Genomic DNA, 20716 nt, shown 5'->3' with positions numbered 1-20716 from the left:
CTCTACTCCTCGACGACGATAGTACCCGTCATGCCCGCGGCCTCGTGAGGCACGCAGTAGTACGCGTGCTCGCCGGCCGTCTCGAAGGTGTGGACGTAGGACTGGCCAGACTGGACCGCGCCCTTCCCTTCGCTCCAGCCGGTCTCGGCCGCTTCTCGGGACTCGAAGCCGCCTGAGGCCCAGTACGCCGCTCCCTCGGGGAGTTCGTCGCCGTAGGCCGTGACCGAGTGGGCCTCGCCGCCGACGTGCTCGAACGCGACGGTGTCACCGGCCGATACCGTCAGTTCCGCCGGCTCGAACGCGACGGCGGACATCTCTACGACGTGGTCGGCGTCCTCGGGGACGCCCTCGACGACGTTCGGCCCGCCGGACAGCGCCGCGTCGGCGGAGCCGCCGTCTTCGGAGCTGCCCGCCTCGGGGGCCTTGCCGACTTCACCGACGACGGCGAACTGGGCGCGGGCGGTCGCCGTCGCGTACGCTTCTGCGGCGGCGTCGACTTCGCTTCCGTCCGCTAACGCGTCGACGTAGTCGGACAGCGCCGCCTCGAAGCTCTCGTAGGCGTCGCGGTCGGCCCCCTCTAAGGCCTCGTGGACGCGGGCCTCCTCGAACGTCTGGAAGACGCCGGTCATGCGCTCCGAGGCGGCGGCTCCGAGGCCGGCGTCCGCGGCCGCGGTGGCGACGACGGCGTACATCGAATCGACCGCCTTCTGACCGTAGGTCTTGGCCGCGCCGTAGGCGTCGCCGCCCTCCTCGGCCGCGGTTCGGACTGAGCCGAGCGCGCCCTCGAACGACTCGTAGAGGTCGTGGTCGGCCTCTTCCAAGGTCTCGTGATAGCCGCCCGCGCCGCTCTCGAAGAAGGCGAAGGTGGACTGGACGACCGAGCCGGCGCGGGCCGACGCGCCGACCTGCGCGAGCGCGGCGGCGTCGAATCCGCGGGCACCGAAGAACGCGGCCTCCGCGGCCGACACTTCGGCGGTCGCGCCGACGGCCGCCTCGAACTCGAACAGCGCGTCCATCGCGCCCTCGGCGTGGGCCGCGGCGGCGTCGGCGTTGCCGGCGGCCGCGTCCTCGACGAGGCCGGCGAGATGCTCCTCTTCGAAGCGGTGATAGAGCTCTTCGGACTCCTCTTCGACGGACTCGTGGAGGTTCGCCTCGTTCTCTTCGAACCGGGCGAAGAGGGATTCACCGACGGCGGCGGCGCGGTCCGTCTCGCCGACGGCGACCAGCTCGCGGGCGTCGCCGAGGCGGGCGCGGAAGAACGCCGCTTCGAGCACCGTCGCGGCCTCGCCGCCGACGAGCGCCGAGATTCCCGCGAGCAGGTTCTCGTCCACCGTCGCCACCGCCTCCTCGGCCGCCGCACCGTCGCCCGATTCGGCGGCCTCGGTCAGCGATTCCAGCCCGCCCTCGAAGCCCTCGTAGGCGTCGTGGTCGGCCTCCTCTAACGCCTCGTGCGCTCGCGCGCCTTCGAAGTGGGCGAACACGTCGCTCGCGACCGTCGCGGCGAAGTCGGCCTCGCCCGCGGCGACCAGCCGTGGCACGTCGGCGGCGCGGGCGCGGTAGAGCGACAGCGCGGCCGCGTGGGCGAACTCGTCGCCGGGACCGCCGAGCCCGGCGAGCACCTCGGCGTCGAAGCCGACCGCCTGCATGAGCGCGAGGTGACTCGCGCCCGCGACCGCCTCGGGAGCGAGTTCGTAGCTCGCGTCGACCGTCGCGTCGGCGGCGGTCCGGGCCGAGGCGGCGATGGTCTCGGCGTCGCCAGCGTCGGCCGCGCCCTCGACGGCCGCCTCGAACGTCTCGTACAGTTCGCCCGAGGCGGACTCCAGCGACGAGTGGGCGGGCGCGTCCTCGAAGTCCTCGTACACCGCGTTCGCCAGTTCGGCCGCGGCGTCGACCTCGCCGGCCGCGGCGAGCAGGCCGGCGTCGCGGGCGCGAGCGCCGAACAGCAGGACCTCCAGCGCGTCGACCACGGCGGCGTCGACGCGGCCGCGCTGGGCCGCAAGCAGGTTGTCGGCCGCCTGCACGGCGAGGTCCGACCCGCGCTCGGCGTCGCCGGCGGCGTACGCCTCTCTCGCGCCGCCGAGGTGCGATTCGAACGTCTCGTAGTTCTGTTCGTTCGTCGCCTCCAACTGCTCGTGTGCGCCCCACTCGCCCGAAGACTGCTCGAAGCGGGCGAACACGTCGCCGGTGACGCGGGCGGCGGTACCCAGTCGCCCCGCGGCGGCCAGCGCGACGGTGTCGTAGAGGCGGGCGCGCATCGCGTTCCACTCGGCCGCGACGGCGACGGCGGCGTCGACGCTCACCGACGACTCGGCGTCCTCGGTGGTCGTTTCGGCCGCGGTCTCCGTCTCCGAATCGGTCTCGGCGGCGGTGGTCGTCTCATCGCTCGATCGGCCGTTGCAGCCCGCGAGCCCCGCGGCCGCGACTGCGAGCCCCGTCGTCTGCAAGAGACGTCGTCTGCTGTATTCCATGGTTTTAGGTACGCCTAATAGTAGAAAAGCGCGTCGATTTTTAGGCAGGCCGAAAAATACTCGTCGTCCGGGTCAGTCGGCCGTCGCGGACTCGTCGCCGCGGAAGCGGTCCAGCGCCGACTCGAAATCGTCGTCGTCTTCGACGGTGTCTTCCCACTCTTCGAGGCCGCGTTCGGCGCGGGTCCCCGCGATGGTGTTGTCGAAGAAGAAGGCGATGAGGCCGCCGACTGCCATGCCGGTCGAACCGATGACGAAGACGGTGTCGGCGACGAGTTGGGTCCCGAGGACGGGGCCGACGAGCGCGACCTGTCGCATCCCCTCGCGGAACGCCGCCGCGCTTCCGACGTTCCCCATGTAGGCGGGGACGGCGAGACCGGCGAACATGGTGACGCCGACGATGAACACGTTCCGGGAGGAGTCGAGGTCGACGTACTTCAGGTTCGAGAGGCCGACGGCGACGATTTGGCCGAACATGGCGACGTAGAGGCCGCCGACGATGGGGTCGGGAATCGTCGCGATAAGCTGGCCGAAGTAGCCGACGAAGCCCATGACGAGCATCACGACCGCCCCGACCTGCACGACGTAGCGGGAGGCCACGCCCGTCAGGCCGATTGCGCCGATGTTCTCGGAGTAGGAGGTCGAGCCGCTGCCGCCCATGACGGCCGAGAAGACGTTCATCGCGCCCTCCATGCCGATGCCGTGATTGATGCGGCGCTCGGAGGGCGCGCCGACGCCCGAGAGCCGGGCGACGGCGTGGTAGTCACCGAACGATTCGACCATCGAGGCCGCGACGCCGGCGAGCATCCCGATGATAAAGGAGGTCGTGAACTGCGGGATGCCGAAGGCGACCGACCCCACGACGGGGAGCGAGACGGTCGTCGTCCCCGCGCCGCCCGCGAAGCCCCACTGAAGCGGGTAGATGGGCATGAGCGCCGGGGCCTCGATGACCGTCTGGAGGTTCACGTAACCCGCCGCGCCGGGCGCGATGACGCCCGCGACCGAGAGGCCGGCGGCGACGACGTACGAGACGATGACGCCGAGCAGCACCGGGAACAGCTTGAACGCCGGGTGCGCGGTGTCGAGATACTGCGAGAACAGGACGATGAGCGCGAGCGTCAGGCCGAGGAGCCACCAGTTGTTCGTGGCGGACGCGACCTGCGGGGCGTTGAACAACGACAGCCCGATGAGCGCGATGGTCGGCGCGATGACGACCGGCGAGATGAACTTCCGGAGGCGTCCGAGCAGGCCGAAGTAGCCGACGAACACCTCGACGACGGCCGCGACGATAATCGCGCCCTGGAGTTGCAAGAGCGCGCTCTGCCACGCGACGCCCGACTGGTCGGCCGCCGTCGCCACGCCGATGACGGCGAGCGCCGGCGCGAGCATCGAGAAGGGCGCGCCCTGCACGATGGGGTAGCGGTTCCCGAACGTCGTCTGCATCAGCGTCGCGATGCCGGAGACGACGAAGAACGTCCCGACGAACCGCGGAATCACGTCGGCGGGCATGCCGAGGGCTCCGGCGAGGATGAGGGGAACGGCGATGTTCGCGCCCACCATGGTGAGGTAGTGTTGGGCGCCGAGAAGGAGAGCGGTCGGAAGAGGCGGTTTGTCGTCGATACCGTACTGCACGAACGAAGAGGGAGAGGAGTCGTCCGTCACGACCATCCCCCCGTATGTGGCGGTTCGCTCCCGAACATAGTTGTCCGAGGATTTTGTTCAGACTATATATGTCCTGCTTTTCGCGCGCGTTCGGGGAGTAACGAGTTTGTTTCACCAGTTTCATTCGTGACGTGTGACCGACCGACACGGCGCTTCGGCGGCGGGGAACCGCGACCGATGGCTGTTCGGCTGGGCGCTGGGCTACGCCGCGGTGGGCGCGTCGTCGCTCGTCGTCCCGCTGTACGCCATCGAACTGGGGGCGAGCGCGCTGTTCGTCGGCCTCATCGCCGCGACCGCGGGCGCGCTGGCTCTCACCGCCGTCGCCGCATCGCCGGTCGCGGTCCTCGTCGCCAACGCCCTCCTGTGGTTCGCCGTCGCCGCGGCCGCACCGGTGTTGAACCTCATCGTCGTCGAGGGCGTCCCCTCGAAGGAGTGGGACCGCCGCTTCGGCGTCCTCAACCACTATCAGGGCTACGGCTGGCTCGGCGGCCTCGTCGCGGACGCCGCCGGCTACGTCGCGGCGTTCGGGCTCGCGGGCGTCGTCGTGGGCTGTGCGCTCGTCGTGGTGTTGCTCACCGGCGGTCGGGGCGTCGCGGCGGGAGAGCAGTCGCTCGCCGATTAGGGTCTCGAAAACGAAAGCGGGGCCGGTCGTCGAACCGCCTTACTCGATGGCGTGCACCGGCGAAATCCAGACGACGAGGTCGCCGTCGCGCTTGATGACGCCCTCGATGGAGTCGTCTTTTTCCAGCGGCGGGTCCTCCACGTCGTCCATCGAGACGCGCACGACCTGGTACACCTCGTCGACGAGCCAGCCGGTCGCCGCCTCGTCTTCGAACTTGTTCGGGTCGAAGATGACGATGCGCTTCGACTCGCCCCCGGCGTCGATGCTGAGAAGCGACTTCGGATTGATGATGGACGTGGTCCGCCCGCGGAGGTCCATCACGCCCTCGACGTAGTCCGGCGCGTTCGGCACCGCCGTGAGCTGGCCCTTGTCGACGATTTCGCTCACGTACTCGATGTCGACGCAGTACGTCTCCGGTCCGAGTTGGAATTCCAGCACCTGTACTTCTTCGGCGGAGTCCTCCGCGTCGGTCTCGTCCGCGCTCATCTCGGTCGTGATTGCATCTTGTCGCATGGTCAACCCCGGCGGCGACATCCGCCGCCACCTGTCTGCTTCAGAGTGGTGAGATTCAGCCTATAAAGATACGTACTCGATTATCAGCCGTGATTATCCCCGCCGAGTGTTTATATACCCGATTTCCGAACCACGGAGGTAGATGAGCGGTCAACGAAACGGCACACTAACGAAGCCACCGAGCCCTCGACGGGGGGCCCACTCGACGACTCAGCGGGACCGCCGTCTCGGCACCAACGGGTGGGGGCGATGAGTTCGACCGCCGGCGCGGGACCGACGCGAGCGGTCGTCGTCGACGACTCGCGGTTCATGCGGACGCTGATTCGCACGCTCCTCGAAGACGCAGACGTCGAGGTCGTCGCCGAGGCGGCCGACGGCCGCGAGGCGATTTCGGTGGTCGAGGAGAACCGACCGGACGTGGTGACGATGGACATCGAGATGCCCGAGATGAACGGCCTCGACGCGGTCGAGGCCATCATGGAGGAGTGTCCAACGCCCGTCCTCATGCTCTCGGCGCACGCCGAGGAGGACGCCGACGTGACGTTCGAGGCGCTCGACCGGGGGGCGGTCGACTTCGTGACGAAACCGGGCGGCGAAGTCACCTCCGAGATGCCCCGCGTCAAGCGGGAACTGGTCGAGAAGATTCAGTCCGCCGCGGCGGTCGACCTCTCGGCGACGCGCCGGGGCTCTCGCCCACCGAAAGCGGAGTCGAAGTCGCCGGCGACCGCAGGGTCGACATCGGCGGCGTCGGAGACGACCGAGTCGCTCCCGACCGAGGGCTCGACGCTGATTATCGGCGCGTCCACGGGCGGGCCGAACGTCGTCGAACGAGTGCTCGCGGCGCTCCCCGCGGAGGCCGGCCTCCGCGTGCTGGTCGTCCAGCACATGCCGGCCGGCTTCACGAAGCGCTTCGCGGCGCGGCTCGACGGCCGCTGTGACTACGAGGTCCGCGAGGCCGAAGACGGCGAGCGAATCGGCCCCGGACAGATTCGAATCGCACCGGGCGGCTCGCACCTCCTCGTGACCGGCGACCGCGCGGGACGCCTCCGGCTCGAACTCTCCGACGACGAGGCGCTGCACGGCGTCAAACCGGCGATCGACCTCACGATGGCGTCGGCCGCGGAGGCGGTCGACGCGCCGCTAGCCGGCGTCCTGCTCACGGGCATGGGCCGCGACGGCGTCGAGGGGATGACCCGAATCGAGCGGGCGGGCGGCCACACGGTCGCACAAGACGAAGCGACCTCCGCGATCTTCGGAATGCCGAAGCGGGCCATCGAGGCCGGCTGTGTCGACACCGTCGCGGCCGACGGGCGAATCGCGGACGAAGCACTCAGCGGGCTCACTACCTGACCATGGACGAAGAACTCTACCAAGCATTCATCACCGAGAGCGAAGAGAGCATCACGCAGTTGAACAACTCGCTTCTGTCGCTGGAGTCGAACCCGGACGACACCGAGGCCATCGACGACATCTTCCGGCAGGCCCACACGCTGAAGGGGAACTTCGGCGCGATGGGCTTCGACAACGCCGCGACCGTCGCCCACGCCGTCGAGGACCTCCTCGACGAGATTCGCCACGAGCGACTCGACGTGACGGCCGAGCGGATGGACCTCGTCTTCGACGGGATGGACCTCATCGTGGACATCCTCCACGACATCGAGGAGAACGGCGAGTCAACCATCGACCCGAGCGACACGGTCGAGGAGATTCGCGCGGCCGTCGAGGACGGCGGTGACGCGGGAAACTCGAATCCGGCGGCGTCTGACGAGGCCGACCGCGAGTCGGTTGACCTCGGCTCTCTCGCCGCCGACTGCGTCGACGCGGACGCGTTGGACGCGACCACACTCACCCACGCCCACGTCGAACTCGACGCCGGCCAGATGAAGGGCGTCGACGCCGGCATCTTCCTCAGCAGCATTCCCGAGGACCTCGACGTGGTCGGGGCGAACCCGCCCCGCGACGCCATCGAAGACGGCGAGTTCGGCGACGGCTTCGACCTGTTCGTCGCGGAGCGCGACGCCGCCGTCGTCGAAAGCGAACTCGACGGCCTCTGGAAGGTTTCCGCGGTCGAGACGACCGACGTGTCCGACGCGCTCGCCGCCGGGGACGCGACCGCGACTGCAAGCGACGCGCCGGCCGCCGACTCCGACGCGGACGCCGAGAGAGACGCCTCGGCGCCGGACGAGACCGAGTCGAGCGCCGACGCCGACGCTGACACTGCCGGCGACACCGGCGCGGACGCGGCCACCGACGAACAGGCGGGCGACGACGGCTCCGAGGGAGACGCCGACGGAGCCGAATCGACCGACGGCGACGACGCGGACGACGCGGACGACGCGGACGACGCGGACGACGCGGACGACGCGGACGAGGGCGACGGCGCGGAGCAGAAAAAGGAGGCACGCTCCATCTCGGCGGTCAAGTCCGTCCGCGTGGACGTCGACCAACTCGACGAACTCCACGAGCTCGTCGAGCAGTTGGTCACGAGCCGAATCAAGCTCAGAAACGCCATCGACGTGGGTCAGACGACGGCGCTCGACACGCTCGACGAACTGGACAAAATCTCGTCGAACCTCCAGAACACCGTGATGGACATGCGGCTCATCCCGCTGAAGAAGGTGTTCGACAAGTTCCCCCGACTCGTGCGCGACCTCGCCCGCGAGCAGGACAAGCGCGTCTCGTTCAAAGTCGAGGGCGCGGACATCGAACTCGACCGAACCATCCTCGACGAGATTTCCGACCCGCTGATGCACGTCCTCCGGAACGCCGTCGACCACGGCATCGAAGACCCCGACGTTCGCGAGGCGAACGGCAAGTCCCGCACGGGGACCATCCGGCTCTCCGCGCGCCGCCAACACGACACCGTCATCGTGACCGTCGAGGACGACGGGAGCGGCATCGACGCCGACGCCGTCCGCGAGAAGGCAATCGACAAGGGCGTTGCGACCCGCGAGGAACTGGACCAGATGCCCGACAGCGAGGTGTACGACTACATCTTCCATCCCGGCTTCTCGACCAACGACGAAATCACCGACGTGTCCGGCCGCGGCGTCGGCATGGACGTGGTGAAGACGACCGTCGAATCGCTCGACGGCTCGGTGTCGGTCGAGAGCGACCCCGGCGAGGGGAGCACGTTCAACATCCGGCTGCCGGTGTCGGTCGCCATCATCAAGGTGCTTTTCGTTCAGGTCGAAGACCGCGAGTTCGGCGTCCCCATCAAGTACATCGACGAGATTAGCCGCCGCGACCGCGTCCAGACGGTCAACGGCGCGGAGGTCATCGTCCACGAGGAGACCATCTTCCCCCTGATTCGGCTCCGCGAGGCGCTGGAAATCGACTCGCCCGAGCCCGACGACGGGATGGTGGTCCGCATCCGCCCCGACGACAGGCAGGTCGCGCTCCACTGCGACGGCGTGACGAAACAGGAGGAGGTCGTCGTGACGCCCCTCCAAGGGCCGCTGTCGGGCGTCGGCGGGCTGTCGGGGACGGCCGTCATCGGCGATGGGAACGTCATCCCGATCCTCGACGTGTCGACGCTTCAACTTCCCGCCGACGGCGAGCAGGCGATGCGCGAGTTCGACCCGAGCCAGCTCCCCGACACCGCCGAGGAGGCGGCCGACTGATGCCGTCGTCGGCGACCGACGACCCGGCGTTCGACCGGCTCTTGGACTACATCGAAGACTCCCTGCAGTTCCAGACGAGTTCGTACAACGACGCCTACCTCGACCGCCGAATCTCCGCCCGGATGCGGCGACGACGCATCGACGACTACGGGTCGTACCACGACCTCCTCACCGACGACGAGGAAGAACAGCAGGCGCTCCTCGACGCGCTGTCGGTCAACGTGACGAGCTTCTTCCGCAACCCCGAGGTGTGGGAGGCGCTCCGGGAGGTGCTCCGCGACCTGAGTTCGCGGGGGAGCCGCCACGACCCAATCAAGATATGGAGTGCGGCCTGCTCGGACGGCCGCGAGGCCTACTCGCTGGCGATGCTCGCCCACGACGACGACCGAGTCGACGAGCGCCGCATCGAAATCGTCGGCACGGACATCAAACGCGAGATTCTGCGCGCCGCCAGAGCCGGCGAGTACCGCGCCTCCGAGACGAACGACGTGGCCGAACAGCTCGACCCCATCGGCCGCTGGGAGCGCTTCGTCGACCGCGACGACGACACCTTCCGGGTGAAAGACGCCGTCACCGACATGGTCCGCTTCGAGCGGCGGGACCTCATCCGCGAGGAGCCGCCGGGGACGTTCGACCTCGTCGTCTGCCGGAACCTGTTCATCTACATCAACGCCGAGTCGAAGCGCGCCGTCTTCGAGACGCTCGGCTCCGCGCTGAACCCGGACGGCTACCTCACCATCGGCATGACCGAAACCATCCCGCCGACGTGCAGACAGCAGTTCGACCCCGTCGAGAAACGACTCCGCATCTACCGCGCGAGCGACGCCGCGGTCGGGAGGTGAGCGATGAAACCCGGTGAGCAAAAGCTCGGGGACACGCGCGGGCGGTTCCTCCAAGTCGTCAAGAACGGCCGGGAGATGCACGACGTGGACTGGACGAGCGGCCGCATCCTGCTTTCGAACCGGCGGCTCATCCTCGCGGGCACGGGCGGCAAGCGGACGATTCAGCTCTCGAAGATACAGGAGTTCGGCGGCCGGTACGACGTGAACCAACGCATCGCGACCGTCTCCGACTACTTCAGCGTCCACATCCCGTCGGGCGTCGTCCTGCTCGCGCCCGTCGACTACGACGAGTTCGAGACGGACTTCTTCGGCGCGCTCCTCAACACCGAGCAGTTCCTCGCGCGACACCCCGCGGTCGCCGGCGGCGTCGTCCAGAACACCGAGTGGGAGAAATCCCGGCTCAAAGTCGAGACGGAGGCCGTGAGCATGGCGACCGTCGGCGGCAAGTTCGTCGAAATCCGCCTCGACGACATCGGCGACGTGAAGACCGGCGAGCGGACCATCGTCGACGAACACCGCAGCGTCATCGAGGTCGAACACTCCGACGACGAGGGGACGAGCCTCCAGACGTACATCTCCGGCTCCGACCGCGCCGTCAGTTTCCTCTACACGCTCCTCCGCGAGGGCGAGGAGCTTTCGGAGACCTCCATCGAACTGAGCGAGACGGACAAACAGGTCCTCACGGCGCTGTACTCCGGCGTCTCGCCGTTCGACATCCCGAACTTCCTCGGCCTCGACGTGGACGAAGTCGAGGAACTCTTTCAGCGACTCATCGACCACAACGTCGTCGAGGAGATTCGCGTGCGCCACGAGGTGCAACTCAACGCTCGCGGCCGCAGTATCGCGTCGGACGCCATCAACGAGCAGTAGCCAGCACTCGGTTTTTCGCGGCGCAGTCGTCGAACCGAGAGCGACGCGTCGCGCTCGTCAGTCGTCGCTCGCGCGCTGAGAGGCCCGTTCGAGCGCGATTCCACCGTAGACGCCTCCCAACCAGACCCCGGCCAAGAGAACGATGCCCCGCACGCGCTCTCCGGGTTCGAGGCCTAGGCCATGAATCGCGAGGATTGGTAAAAGAGCGCTCAGGACGCCGATTATGCTGTACCAGAAGTGGTCGTTCGGCCCGGACCATCGCCAGCGGTACGCGGGAAAGGCAACGAATCCGAAGCCCACAATTGTGTACGTGAGAAGCAGGGTGACGCCGACCAACGCGTCGCCGTGTCGGAAGCCGAAGGAGTAGCTGACCACGCTTCCGATTGCCAGGCCGACGAGCGACGAAGTCCGCGTCCGCATGGTGTCTGATTAGTTGACCAGTTGATGGTTCTTCGCAACCACCCGACGGAACCGCTTCCGCCAGAAAAAACAGCGTCAGACGTTCACGTCTTCGATTTCCTCGTTGACGACGAACCGCCCTTGCGGCGTCAGCGAGGTCGGCAGTTCGTCGTCGCCGATGAGTTCCTCCTCGTGGAGCGTCTCCAGTTCCGCTTCGAGGACTTCCCCTTCGACGCCGAGGAGTTCGCTGAAGTCGACCTCGGCGGCCATCTCGCCGGCGGAGTACAGCCCGACGAGGACTTCGAGGCCCTGTTCGGTGATTTCGACGTCGCGGACGCCCGACTTTATCCAGTGGTAGACGAGTCTGAGGTAGCGCCCGAGGATGTTCATCTTCCGCCGCGAGTCGAGCGTTATCTCGGAGGTGACCGTCTGGCCCTGTTTGACGTGCTGGACCGAAAGCACCAGTCGCGTTTCGCCGTCGACGGTCCGTTCGAGCACCTCGAAGAAGATGACGCTCGCGAGGTCGATGTGGAACGGCTCGCCGTTCTCCGTGAGCGGGCCGTCGTCGTCGGGGAACGTGACGGCCTCGTAGTCGAGATGCAGGCCCGAGGGTCGGCGCTCCGTGTCGAGGACGCGGCCGCCGATGCGGGCCGGGTGGGTAACCTGCGCGCGCGAGCCGTTGAGCGCCGCGCGGAACAACAGCAGCGAGAACTTCTCGATGGTCTCGCGGTCGCCGCCGATGACGGTCGTCCGTCGCTGGCGGCCGATGATGTAGCCCACCATCACGGTGTAGTCGAAGAACTCCTCGACCTCCGGGGGAACCTGCCCGACGGCGATGTCGAAGATGGACGTGATGGGAATGACGGTCTTCGCCTTCGACGTGGCGAGGATGAGCCGCCGTTGGCTCATCAGGACGCGCCCCTTGACGGGGTCGAACGAGGCGTTGCCGCCGGCGACGAAGTTGGCGACGAAGTCGACGACGATGGACTCGCCGTCGCTGGTCTGTTTTTCCGTCTGCTTCTTCGAGCGCTCCCGCTCTTGTTCCTCGCGTTCGTCCGACGGTTCGGACTTCTTCCGGCGGTACGCCTGCAGGAGATCGCTTTTCGCCACGTCGCCCCCCTCGGGCGCGCGGGAACGGGCCTCCTGTGCGGTCTGTTCGCCTCCTGTGTCTGGCATCGTATCTCGGGTCTGTCTCTGTGGTCCGTCGTCAGTCATACACTAATCAGCGCTCCTGCGAGCGACGAGGTCGCGACCGCCATCAGGGAGCCAACCCAGACGAGCATCACGAAGTGGAGGTACGCGTTCGCCTTGTGCCCCCCGTCGACCATCCGAATCATGAGCGACGACAGGAGGGCGTTGAACAGGATGATGAGCGTCAGCATGTACTCGATAAAGGGCACGTCGTAGACGCCGGCGTAGATGAGCGTCCCGAACTGGAGGCTGTCGAGGTTCATCTCCGTCGAAAACGACGCGAGAATCTCGACGACTTCCAGCCCGATGAAGAAGGCGAACGACGCGGAGGCCGTGATGCCGTAGAGGACGCCGATGAGCGTGACGGTCGACTGCTTCCGCTGGCGGCGGAGCTTGATAATCTCGTTCATGTTGCGGCTGATGAGTTCGCCGAGAAGCTTCGGCTTGCCACCCATCGACCGGCCGACGTTGTACATCTCGGAGAACTTCTGGACGAGGTAGGAGTTCGTCTCCGCGGTGAAGAAGAACCACGAGCGGTCGGGGTCGAGTCGCATCCGAAGCCGCGTGTACAGCCGGGCGATTTCACGCGAGAGGACGCCGAAGTCCTTCGTCTTGAGCGTCTTCAGGACGGCCGTCGTCGTGCTCTGTTTCGCCGTCTCCGAGGCCCCGAGCGCGCGGATGAAGCCGGGGTACTCCTCGTCGCGTTCGCCGATGCGTTTCTCGTGGCGGCGCGCGACGATACCGGGGACCGCGAGCGGCGTCAGCGGGGTCGAGATGAGAAGCGGAATCGGGAGCTCAATCATGATGGGCCGAACCGTCGCGCCGACGGGAGTCAGATTGAACGTGCCCAACGCGAGCACGAGCACCATCGTGATAGAGAGGCCGACCGCGCCGTACAGCGTGATGTCTATCTGCCGGTTCGCCTTCGTCCGGTACTCCCGCTGGTGGTACCACAGCGGGTCGTGCGGCGACATCGTCCGGATGACGAAGTAAAAGCCCAACTGCACGAAGACGAACAGCACGATGACCGCGCCGATGGTCATCGTCGCGTCGGTCCCCGTCAGGATGGGGAGCACGATGGCGTTGATGATGGCGAACGTCATCGACAGAATCATCGAGAGGTAGAGGTCCTTCATGACCTCCAGATTCCCGAGGGCGCTCTCGTAGACGGTGATGTACTTCTGAATCATCGCGTTCTGCTCGCCGAGGAGGAAGTCGTCGATGCTCTGCCCCGCGTTGATGGAGTACGCGAGCCGGTCGAGGAAGTCGGCGAGCGGCTTCGACGGGACCTCCCGCGCCCGGCGCTGACAGGCGTCGTCGAGCGACTGGTTCCACGCGTCGACGAGCTGGACGATGCGGTTCATCTCGGTCGCCAACTCGCCGTATTCCTCTTCGCGCGCGAGCGTTCGGAACACGGCGACGCGGTCGATGTTCGTCGTCGAGAGCACGGTCATGTGCGTGATAAGCAGGTGCAGTTGGTTCTCCAAGCTGCGGCGCGTCTGTTCGACGAGGAGCCGCGGGTAGAGAACGGCCCCGCCCAAGAGCAACACGCCGAGGAGGAACACGGGAATGCGGACGAGGAGGGGAAGGGGAAGCGCGATGGCACCGGCCACAGAGAGCAAGAAAAACACGATGGCAGGGCCGAGCACCGCGAGCAGGTACCGCGGCAGCTCCATCGGCATCTGCTCGTACGACTCGATGATGTCGCTGATGAAGTCCCGGACCTGCACCGCCTGCATCGACGTGCTCTGTTCCCCTGCCATCTCGTTACACCCTCGCCATGTCGAACGGCAGTCCTTCGACGCCGTCGCGCTGGTAGTCCTCGATGAGCTCGTTCACCTCGTGGTAGCCGAGGACGTTCTCCTGAATCGCCCGGCGGACGAGTTCGGCGCGGAACTGGATGTCGTCGTAGATTTTCCGCGTGTCGTCGTAGCCGAGGAGCGTCGCCACCTTCTGTTCCATGATGAAGGAGTTGTTCATCCCCTGGAAGACGATCTCGTCTTGGACGGGGTCCCAGTAGAACGCCTCGCGAGTGACGACGCCGCCCATCTCTTTCGAGTAGCCCTCGATTTCCTGCACGCTCGTCACCCGGCGGAGAATGTCGTTGCCCCGGCGGACGCGGTTTTGGAACAGCGCGATGTCGCAGTTGTCCATGAACGTCTCGGGGACGTTGATGGGGTCGCCGGTGAAACGCTGAATCATCGAGACGATGTCGGACGCGTGGAACGTGAGCATCACCGGGTGGCCGGTCTGGGCCGCCTGGAACGCCATGCGTCCCTCCTCGCCACGGACCTCCCCGACGATGATGTAGTCGGGGCGAGAGCGGAGCGCGGCCGCGACGAGGTCGAACATGTCGACTTCGGAGTCGGAGCCGCGGCCCTCGCGGGTGAGCAGTTGCTGCCACGTGTCGTGCGGCGGGAGCACCTCGGCGGTGTCCTCCGCCGTGTAAATCTTCGAGTCCTGCGGAATGAACGAGAGGATGGCGTTGAGCGTCGTGGTCTTGCCCGACGCCGTCTCCCCGACCACGAAGATGGTTCGTTCGTTCTCCAGCGCGATCCAGAGGTACGCGGCCAACTCCGGCGAGAGCGTTCCCCACTTCGTAATCTGGAAGATCGAAAGCGGCACGTCGTCGCCCTGACGGATGGTGAGCGACGACCCCTTCAGCGACACGTCGTCGGAGTAGATGATGTTGATACGCGAGCCGTCGGGGAGCGTGGAGTCCACGATGGGGTGGGCGTCGGAGACGGGGTCACCGATTCGTTCGCCCATGTTGCGGAGCCAGTTGTCGAACTGCTCCGTGCTGTCGAACTCGACGCTCGTCTCCAGGAGGCCGAACGTGCCGTGGTCGACGTCGACCTGGGCGGGACCGATGACGTGAATGTCCTCGTTCTCCGGGTCGCGCATGATGGGTTCGAGCGGCCCGAGGCCGACGATGTCGCGGACGAGTCGGTACTGTATCTTGTCGTACGTCGTCTGCGAGACTTCGATGCCGGCCACGTCGAGTCGCTTGGCCACGGAGCCGAGCGGCCCGCGGTCGTCGCCCTCGATGTGGACGATTTCGGAGAGCAACTCCTCGATGCGCTCCTCGTAGTCGGCGCTTTCTTCGGGTGCCGGCTTCGAGACGCTGCGTTCGAGCAGTTTGTCCTTGACGCGACCGAACACTTCGAGTTCGTCGTCGTCCATCTCGGGTTCGATGGTGTAGTACTTCGTCGTCTCGCCGAAGTTGCCGTATATCTGGCAGAACACGGGGCCGCCCAGCGGGTAGATGATGTTCGGACGCCGGGACTCGTAGTCGCCCGGCTCGTCGACGAGCATCGGGAACTCGCCGGTAATCTGCCGGAACCGCTTGAGGTGGTCCCGCAGGTGCGGCCACTGCATCGCGAGGCGCTTGAGGTCGTCCGACAGCCTGGCGGAGCCGTGTTCGGTCGCCATCTACGCCACGCTCCTCGACTCGATGACGAGCCCGATACCCGACCGGACCGAGAAGCCGACGCGGTCTCCGACCTGCTGGCCCATCCCCGCGAAGCGCTTCACGAAGATGTTCCGGCGAACGTCGTTGCCGACCTCCACCATCTCCAGTTCGAAGTAGACGTCGGCGATAGAGCGGAACGGGCCGATAGAGCCCTCGTCGACCGACGACGGGTCGACGGTGATGATGATGGTCTTGCCCTTCGTCGTCAGCTCGCGGAAAAACGAGATGATTTCGAGGGCGGCCTGCCGCTCGTCGTTCTGCCGGACCAGCGCCTCGAACTGCGGGTCGTTGCGCAGGATGGCGTCGAACGTGTCGATGATGATGACGTCGGCGTCCCAGAGCGTCTCGGCGTCCATCAGCCGCCGGAGGAGCTGTTTGCGCTCCTCTTGGCTGCTCGCGCCGGAGAGCGCGCCGCTGCTGTCGATTTCGGCCTGAAGGAACAGAATCTGCTCGTCGAGAAGATGCTTGACGATGTCGTACGAAAGCGAGTGCATCTGGTCGAGGAAGCCGCGGACGCCCAACTCGGTCGAGACGAGCGTCACCACCGTTTCCTCGTCGCAGAGGCCGTAGCTGAATCGCTGCGACAGCACGCTTTTTCCGGCGCCGTAGTCCCCTTCGATGAGGACGATGGCACCCTTGGGGATGCCGCCGCCGAGTTCCTTTTCGAGACGGTCGTGCCCGGATAGCCCGAGAGAGAATTGACTGCTCATGGTACGCGGAATTCGAACACCTCTTCGTCACCGTCGACGACGATTGTCATCCGGTAGTCGCCCGAACTCAGCGCGATGTCCGTCACCGTGAGTTCGATGACGTTGCTCGGCCGCCACTCGGTGCCGTCGACGACGTTCACCGTGACGTTGGTCTGATACTGTCCGCCGACGATGATATCGAAGCCGCCGCTGGCCGCCGGGAGCGTCCTGAGGCCGGTGTTCTTGACGTATATCGAGAGGTTGTCGCTCCCGCCGTCGTAGACGCCCGCCTGCGGGTCGCTTATGACTTCGATGTCTGTTCTGATCTCTGTGCTCACGTCGCCGCCGCGCTCGTCGAGCGAACTGCTGATGCCGGTCACGGTATCGATGAGGACGCCCGAGACGCCGGCGGCGACGACGATGCTGGCGATGAATAGGATGAGGCTCGGAACGGAGATGTCGGCCATCTAGCTCACCGCCTCCGTGGCTGCGACGCCGCTTCCGGTGACGACTTTCACCCGTTCGGGGGTTGGGTCGGCGTCCACGACGAACGAGAGGTTCTCGCCGGCGTACCAGAGGTCGGTTCCGGCGTCGCCGTCGACGCTCGCGTTGGCCGACGGCACGTCGACGTAGGCGTTGTCGACGAGCAACGTGGTCTCGCTCACCGAGAGCGTCTCCGAACCGACGTTCGTCAGGTTCACCGTGAGGCTCGTGTTGTTCGTGTCGTAGGTCGCGTTCGTGACGGCGATGTCCGTGTTCGTCCGTTCGAGCGCCCGCTCCGCGTCGGCGTCCTGCGCTTCGAGTACGTTCTCCGACGCGTTGGATGTCGCCGTGTACAGCGTTCCCGTGGCGATGAGGACGCCGAGGAAGATGATGGCGGTCGAGCCGCTAACACCGAATCCCATCGAATCTCCCCCCGTAGGCGACCAACTCCTCGTACAGCTGTCCCCGCGGAACGTCCTCCGCAAGCCGGCAGACGTACGCGAGGCTCGTCTGGTGGTCGTCGATGCGGAGTTCGTGGTCGTCGGCGTCTTCGACCGACGGCGCTATCTGTCCGACGTGGGCGTTCAGCTCGCTCTCGACGGCGCGCGATATCCAGTCCTGCTCCCGATACTGGCGGAGCGCACGCGACGCGCCGAGCGCGCCGCCGACCGTGACGAGGTGTTCGGCCCACTCGAGGACGAGCACCTCGGAGACGTAGTTCGACGGGAGCGTCGCCAGGTAGGCGCCGGACTCCTCGACCGACGCGGACGACTCGGGTTCCGCGACCGCGCCGTCCTCGCCGTCGTCCGACAGTCCGTCTTTGGTTCCCGCCGCAGTGGCGTACTCGGCCTCCAGTTCGTCGAGCGTCTTGCGGACGTCGCCGTCGGCGTCCTGCTCGCCGTCCTCGATCTCGGGGGCCGGGTCGGTCTCGGATTCGTCGGACACCTCGTCGCCCGGTTCGTCGTCTTCCTCCGCGTCGTCCGCCGTCTCGGAGTCGAGCGGGTCGGCGTCGTCGAGCGCGTCGTCGTCCTCGTCTTCGAGGTCGACCGCCGCGTCGTCGAGGTCCGTTTCGGCGTCGTCCGCCGCCGCGTCGTCCTCGTCGTCCCAGCCGTCGCCCTCCTCGTACTGTTCTTTGAGGTCGTCGAAGCTCGCGCCGCCCGCACCGCCCGCGTCGTCGGTCTCGTCGGCTTCGCCGGCTTCGCCGTGCTCGTCGTCCTCGTCGTCGAGCACGTCCGCGGGGCTCTCGCGCTCCGCTTCCGCGAGTTCGTCCTCCGCGGCGAGTTCCGCTTCTTTCGCGCCCTCCTCGGCGTCGAGTTCGCCGAAGTCGTCGTCGAAGAACGACTCGGCGTCGGCGTTCGCCACCTCGGGGTCGAGATACTCTTCGTCCTCGGCTTCCGCCTCGAAGAGGCCGAACGCGCCGCCGCCGTCGAGGCCGCCCATCTCGCGGGCGTCGTCGACGAACGGGTTGATGCCGCGGGTGACCATCTCGTAGATGTCGAGCAGTTTGCGAATCGTGTCGTCGAGCTCTTCGACGGTCTCACCGATCTGTTTGTTCTCTTCGCGGACGGTGTTCATCCCCGACGAGATGGCGCTTACTTCGTTCTCGAGTTCGCCGACGCGATCTTCGAGCTCTGCGAGTTCCTCGCTGTTGTCGTCACCGAATCCGCCGAATTCGTCGTCGTCGAATCCGTCGTCGAGGTCGTCGCCGAAGTCACCAAACTCGTCGGAGAGGTCGTCGATTCCCTCCTCGAATCCAAGTCCATCGTCTGATGACATATGTTGTTCTTCCGTGTCCGTTTCGTCCCCGGTGTCGGCCGTGTCTTCGTCGTTCTGCCACTCCATCATGCTCGCGGCGAGCACCTCCGCACCGCCTGCGGGGCGATTCGTTCGAGCGACGGCCTGTCACCCGGCCGAGCGGCGAACCGGCCGGGGAGGTCCGACGCACTCGGGGGAGCAGGTAACATTGGTGCAAGGTACGTAAGTCGGTACAAGAAAGTTCCCGTCCCGTTATCAGACCCGATATTTTCGCGGTTATGAATTTCTGTGCGACGAACGTGTAATAAAAGTCAGACGACGGCGTAGCGGCGGTAAGAAGAATTATCCGGCGTCGGCACGGACATTCCTCCGACAGCCAACACCCGTTTCAACACAACCATGACAGAACTAGTCAAGACCGGTGTCGAAGGACTCGATTCCATCCTGAACGGCGGTATCGTCAAGAACGCCGCGGTGCTCATCAGCGGCAACCCGGGGACAGGGAAGAGTATCCTCGGCCTCCAGTATCTCTACAACGGCGTCGACCAGTTCGATGAGGGTGGCCTGTATCTCACCTTCGAAGAGACGGAAGACGACATCCGCGAGGCGGCCGAGTCCATCGGCTTCGACCGCTGGCACGAGTACGTCGAGTCCGGCGAGATCAAGGTCTACGACAAGCGGACGCTCCTCCGCGACGGCGACTTCTCGGCGACGCTCGACCGCATCCTCGGCGACCTCCAGGACACCAACTACGACCGGCTCGTCCTCGACTCGCTGACGATGTTCCAGCTGTTTTTCGACGACGAGAAAGAACAGCGCCAGTATCTGTTGAAGTTCATCGACATCCTGAAAGACAGCGGTCTCACCTCGCTTCTGACGACCGAGCAGTCGGCCATCTTCCCCGAGACCGACATCGGCCTCGAGAACTTCCTGACCGACGGGAACATCTACCTCATCCAGAGTCCCGCGGGCGCGACGAGCAACCGCTACATCTGGGTCGCGAAAATGCGCAAGCAGAGCATCAAGAACTCCATGTTCCCGCTGGAAATCGCACAGGGGGGTATCAAGATATACGAGCAGGCGGCCGGGTTCTCCATGGTCGGGGAGTCGCCGCCGTGGTTCGGCGAAGAGACCGAGTAACGGGTCGGTCCTGAAGGCCGGTGGCCCCGATCTCGCTGCGCTCTCCCTGTTTTCGCCGTCGGCTCTTTCGACTCGCTCGCACACGAGAACGCGCCCGACTCGTCGATTTGTTCGTGTTCGTCTCACCAGCTACTGTCTCCTCGCAGTTCGTCTCGGCTCACCGTCCCGACTCGGCTGCGGCGTTGCCCGTCACGTGAGCGCCGCGACCGACAGCGTCACTCGGTCGAGTCGCGCTGTGGGCCGTGCACTCCGAACAAACGACAGCGCTGCCGCTCGGCAGTCGACGTCGATAAAATGAAAGGAAAGTTTCGGTGCCGGGTTACAGTTCGACGGGTTCGTTCTGCGTCTTGCCGGCGAGCTGCTGGGGCATCGTCAGGATGACCTGCGTCGTCCCGCCCGTGCGAGAGGTGATTTCGAGGGTGACCTGCTCGCCCGTCGAGAGACCGCCGATGAGGTTAGTGTTGTCACCGTCGCTGGTTTCGATTGCGGCCGTGTCGATGGTGACCTCATAGCGGTCGTTCATGCTGTTGAGGACGCCGAACGAGCCGTCGTCGTCGGTGACTTCGGAGAGGCCGAACTCGTCGCTGTCTGCGACGCCTTCCGCGGAGTCGTTCGTCGCGGAGTTCGCTCCGGACGTCACCGTCTGGTTGGTCAGGGTGACGACGCTGTCGCCGCTGAGGTACTTAATCGAGGTCTCGTTCATGTCCACCGCGTCGGAACCGGCGGCGAGACGAACGGTGAGCGTGATGTTGTCGATGTCCTCTTCGCCGCCGACCGTGCCGTGCGTGTTGAGAACTTCGACGCGGTTGGTGACCTTGTTCACGGACTGCTCTCCGGCGTCTTCGGCAGTTGCCTGCAGGAAGCCGGCCGTGTTCACGAGGACGCCCGCCGCGATTGCGGCGACCAGAACCATCGCGATGAAGACGATGAGCGTCCCGATACCGACCTGACCGCGGTCGTCGTCAGTGATGTTGTTGAACATTTGAATCT

18 protein-coding genes are annotated in these 20716 nt (G+C 66.1%); 6 read left to right on the top strand and 12 right to left on the bottom strand.

The window, feature by feature from the left end; all coding sequences use genetic code 11:
• Positions 1–2 precede the first annotated feature (2 nt).
• Together HVO_RS10605 and HVO_RS10600 are read right to left on the bottom strand one after the other, a co-directional pair.
• Positions 3–2468, bottom strand: coding sequence for a DUF5059 domain-containing protein (locus HVO_RS10605; protein ID WP_013035267.1), 2466 nt, complete (start codon positions 2466–2468; stop codon positions 3–5).
• A 72-nt stretch (positions 2469–2540) separates the two neighbouring features.
• Positions 2541–4133, bottom strand: coding sequence for a uracil-xanthine permease family protein (locus tag HVO_RS10600; protein WP_004043715.1), 1593 nt, complete (start codon positions 4131–4133; stop codon positions 2541–2543).
• Between the two features lie 127 nt (positions 4134–4260).
• On the opposite strand from HVO_RS10600, the gene HVO_RS10595 reads away from it, so the two are divergent.
• Positions 4261–4749 carry a hypothetical protein gene (locus HVO_RS10595; protein ID WP_004043716.1) on the top strand — a complete coding sequence of 163 codons (489 nt, stop codon included), beginning with the start codon at positions 4261–4263 and terminating at the stop codon, positions 4747–4749.
• A 39-nt stretch (positions 4750–4788) separates the two neighbouring features.
• Here HVO_RS10595 and HVO_RS10590 read toward each other — a convergent pair whose 3' ends face one another.
• The gene (locus tag HVO_RS10590) at positions 4789–5262 is read right to left on the bottom strand and encodes a chemotaxis protein CheW (protein ID WP_006600388.1); all 474 of its coding nucleotides are present in this window, start codon (positions 5260–5262) and stop codon (positions 4789–4791) included.
• Between the two features lie 249 nt (positions 5263–5511).
• On the opposite strand from HVO_RS10590, the gene HVO_RS10585 reads away from it, so the two are divergent.
• Genes HVO_RS10585 through HVO_RS10570 form a run of 4 tightly spaced genes read left to right on the top strand, consistent with a single transcriptional unit; the run spans position 5512 to position 10597 of the window.
• Complete coding sequence (locus HVO_RS10585) at positions 5512–6612, top strand: protein-glutamate methylesterase/protein-glutamine glutaminase (RefSeq protein ID WP_004043718.1); 1101 nt, start codon at positions 5512–5514, stop codon at positions 6610–6612.
• Between the two features lie 2 nt (positions 6613–6614).
• Entirely contained in the window at positions 6615–8885 is a 2271-nt protein-coding gene (locus tag HVO_RS10580) for a chemotaxis protein CheA (RefSeq protein ID WP_004043719.1), read from the top strand.
• Complete coding sequence (locus HVO_RS10575; RefSeq protein ID WP_004043720.1) at positions 8885–9727, top strand: CheR family methyltransferase; 843 nt, start codon at positions 8885–8887, stop codon at positions 9725–9727. The genes HVO_RS10580 and HVO_RS10575 overlap by 1 nt, the downstream gene beginning before the upstream one ends.
• A gap of 3 nt (positions 9728–9730) precedes the next feature.
• On the top strand, positions 9731–10597 hold the full coding sequence (locus HVO_RS10570; RefSeq protein WP_004043721.1) for a CheF family chemotaxis protein: 867 nt from the start codon (positions 9731–9733) through the stop codon (positions 10595–10597).
• Positions 10598–10654: 57 nt separating this feature from the next.
• Here HVO_RS10570 and HVO_RS10565 read toward each other — a convergent pair whose 3' ends face one another.
• The 8 genes from HVO_RS10565 to HVO_RS10530 form a co-directional block, all read right to left on the bottom strand.
• A complete protein-coding gene (locus HVO_RS10565; protein WP_004043722.1) occupies positions 10655–11017 on the bottom strand; it encodes a hypothetical protein in 363 nt (120 codons plus the stop codon).
• 75 nt (positions 11018–11092) lie between these two features.
• Positions 11093–12106, bottom strand: coding sequence for a CheF family chemotaxis protein (locus tag HVO_RS10560; RefSeq protein ID WP_171810349.1), 1014 nt, complete (start codon positions 12104–12106; stop codon positions 11093–11095).
• Positions 12107–12207: 101 nt separating this feature from the next.
• Positions 12208–13950 (bottom strand): archaellar assembly protein FlaJ, encoded by a 1743-nt coding sequence (flaJ, locus tag HVO_RS10555; protein ID WP_004043724.1) that lies wholly within the window; start codon positions 13948–13950, stop codon positions 12208–12210.
• Positions 13951–13954: 4 nt separating this feature from the next.
• On the bottom strand, positions 13955–15619 hold the full coding sequence (locus HVO_RS10550; RefSeq protein WP_004043725.1) for a type II/IV secretion system ATPase subunit: 1665 nt from the start codon (positions 15617–15619) through the stop codon (positions 13955–13957).
• The gene (locus tag HVO_RS10545) at positions 15620–16369 is read right to left on the bottom strand and encodes an ATPase domain-containing protein (RefSeq protein WP_004043726.1); all 750 of its coding nucleotides are present in this window, start codon (positions 16367–16369) and stop codon (positions 15620–15622) included.
• The gene (locus HVO_RS10540; RefSeq protein WP_004043727.1) at positions 16366–16815 is read right to left on the bottom strand and encodes a CARDB domain-containing protein; all 450 of its coding nucleotides are present in this window, start codon (positions 16813–16815) and stop codon (positions 16366–16368) included. The genes HVO_RS10545 and HVO_RS10540 overlap by 4 nt, the downstream gene beginning before the upstream one ends.
• Positions 16816–17253 (bottom strand): fla cluster protein FlaF, encoded by a 438-nt coding sequence (locus HVO_RS10535; protein WP_004043728.1) that lies wholly within the window; start codon positions 17251–17253, stop codon positions 16816–16818.
• Positions 17237–18691 (bottom strand): flagella accessory protein C, encoded by a 1455-nt coding sequence (locus tag HVO_RS10530; protein WP_004043729.1) that lies wholly within the window; start codon positions 18689–18691, stop codon positions 17237–17239. The genes HVO_RS10535 and HVO_RS10530 overlap by 17 nt, the downstream gene beginning before the upstream one ends.
• Before the next feature lie 294 nt (positions 18692–18985).
• Here HVO_RS10530 and HVO_RS10525 point away from each other — a divergent pair, with 294 nt between their 5' ends.
• Positions 18986–19726 (top strand): RAD55 family ATPase, encoded by a 741-nt coding sequence (locus tag HVO_RS10525; protein WP_004043730.1) that lies wholly within the window; start codon positions 18986–18988, stop codon positions 19724–19726.
• Positions 19727–20045: 319 nt separating this feature from the next.
• Here the strand turns inward: HVO_RS10525 and flgA2 are convergent, their stop codons facing one another.
• Positions 20046–20708 (bottom strand): flagellin A2, encoded by a 663-nt coding sequence (gene flgA2, locus HVO_RS10520; protein WP_013035369.1) that lies wholly within the window; start codon positions 20706–20708, stop codon positions 20046–20048.
• Positions 20709–20716: the final 8 nt, after the last annotated feature.

Origin of the sequence: Haloferax volcanii DS2, from assembly GCF_000025685.1 — an archaeon.
GTDB classification, from domain to species: domain Archaea; phylum Halobacteriota; class Halobacteria; order Halobacteriales; family Haloferacaceae; genus Haloferax; species Haloferax volcanii.
Note: the sequence above shows the minus strand (reverse complement) of the source record. Positions and strands in the feature narration are given on the sequence as shown.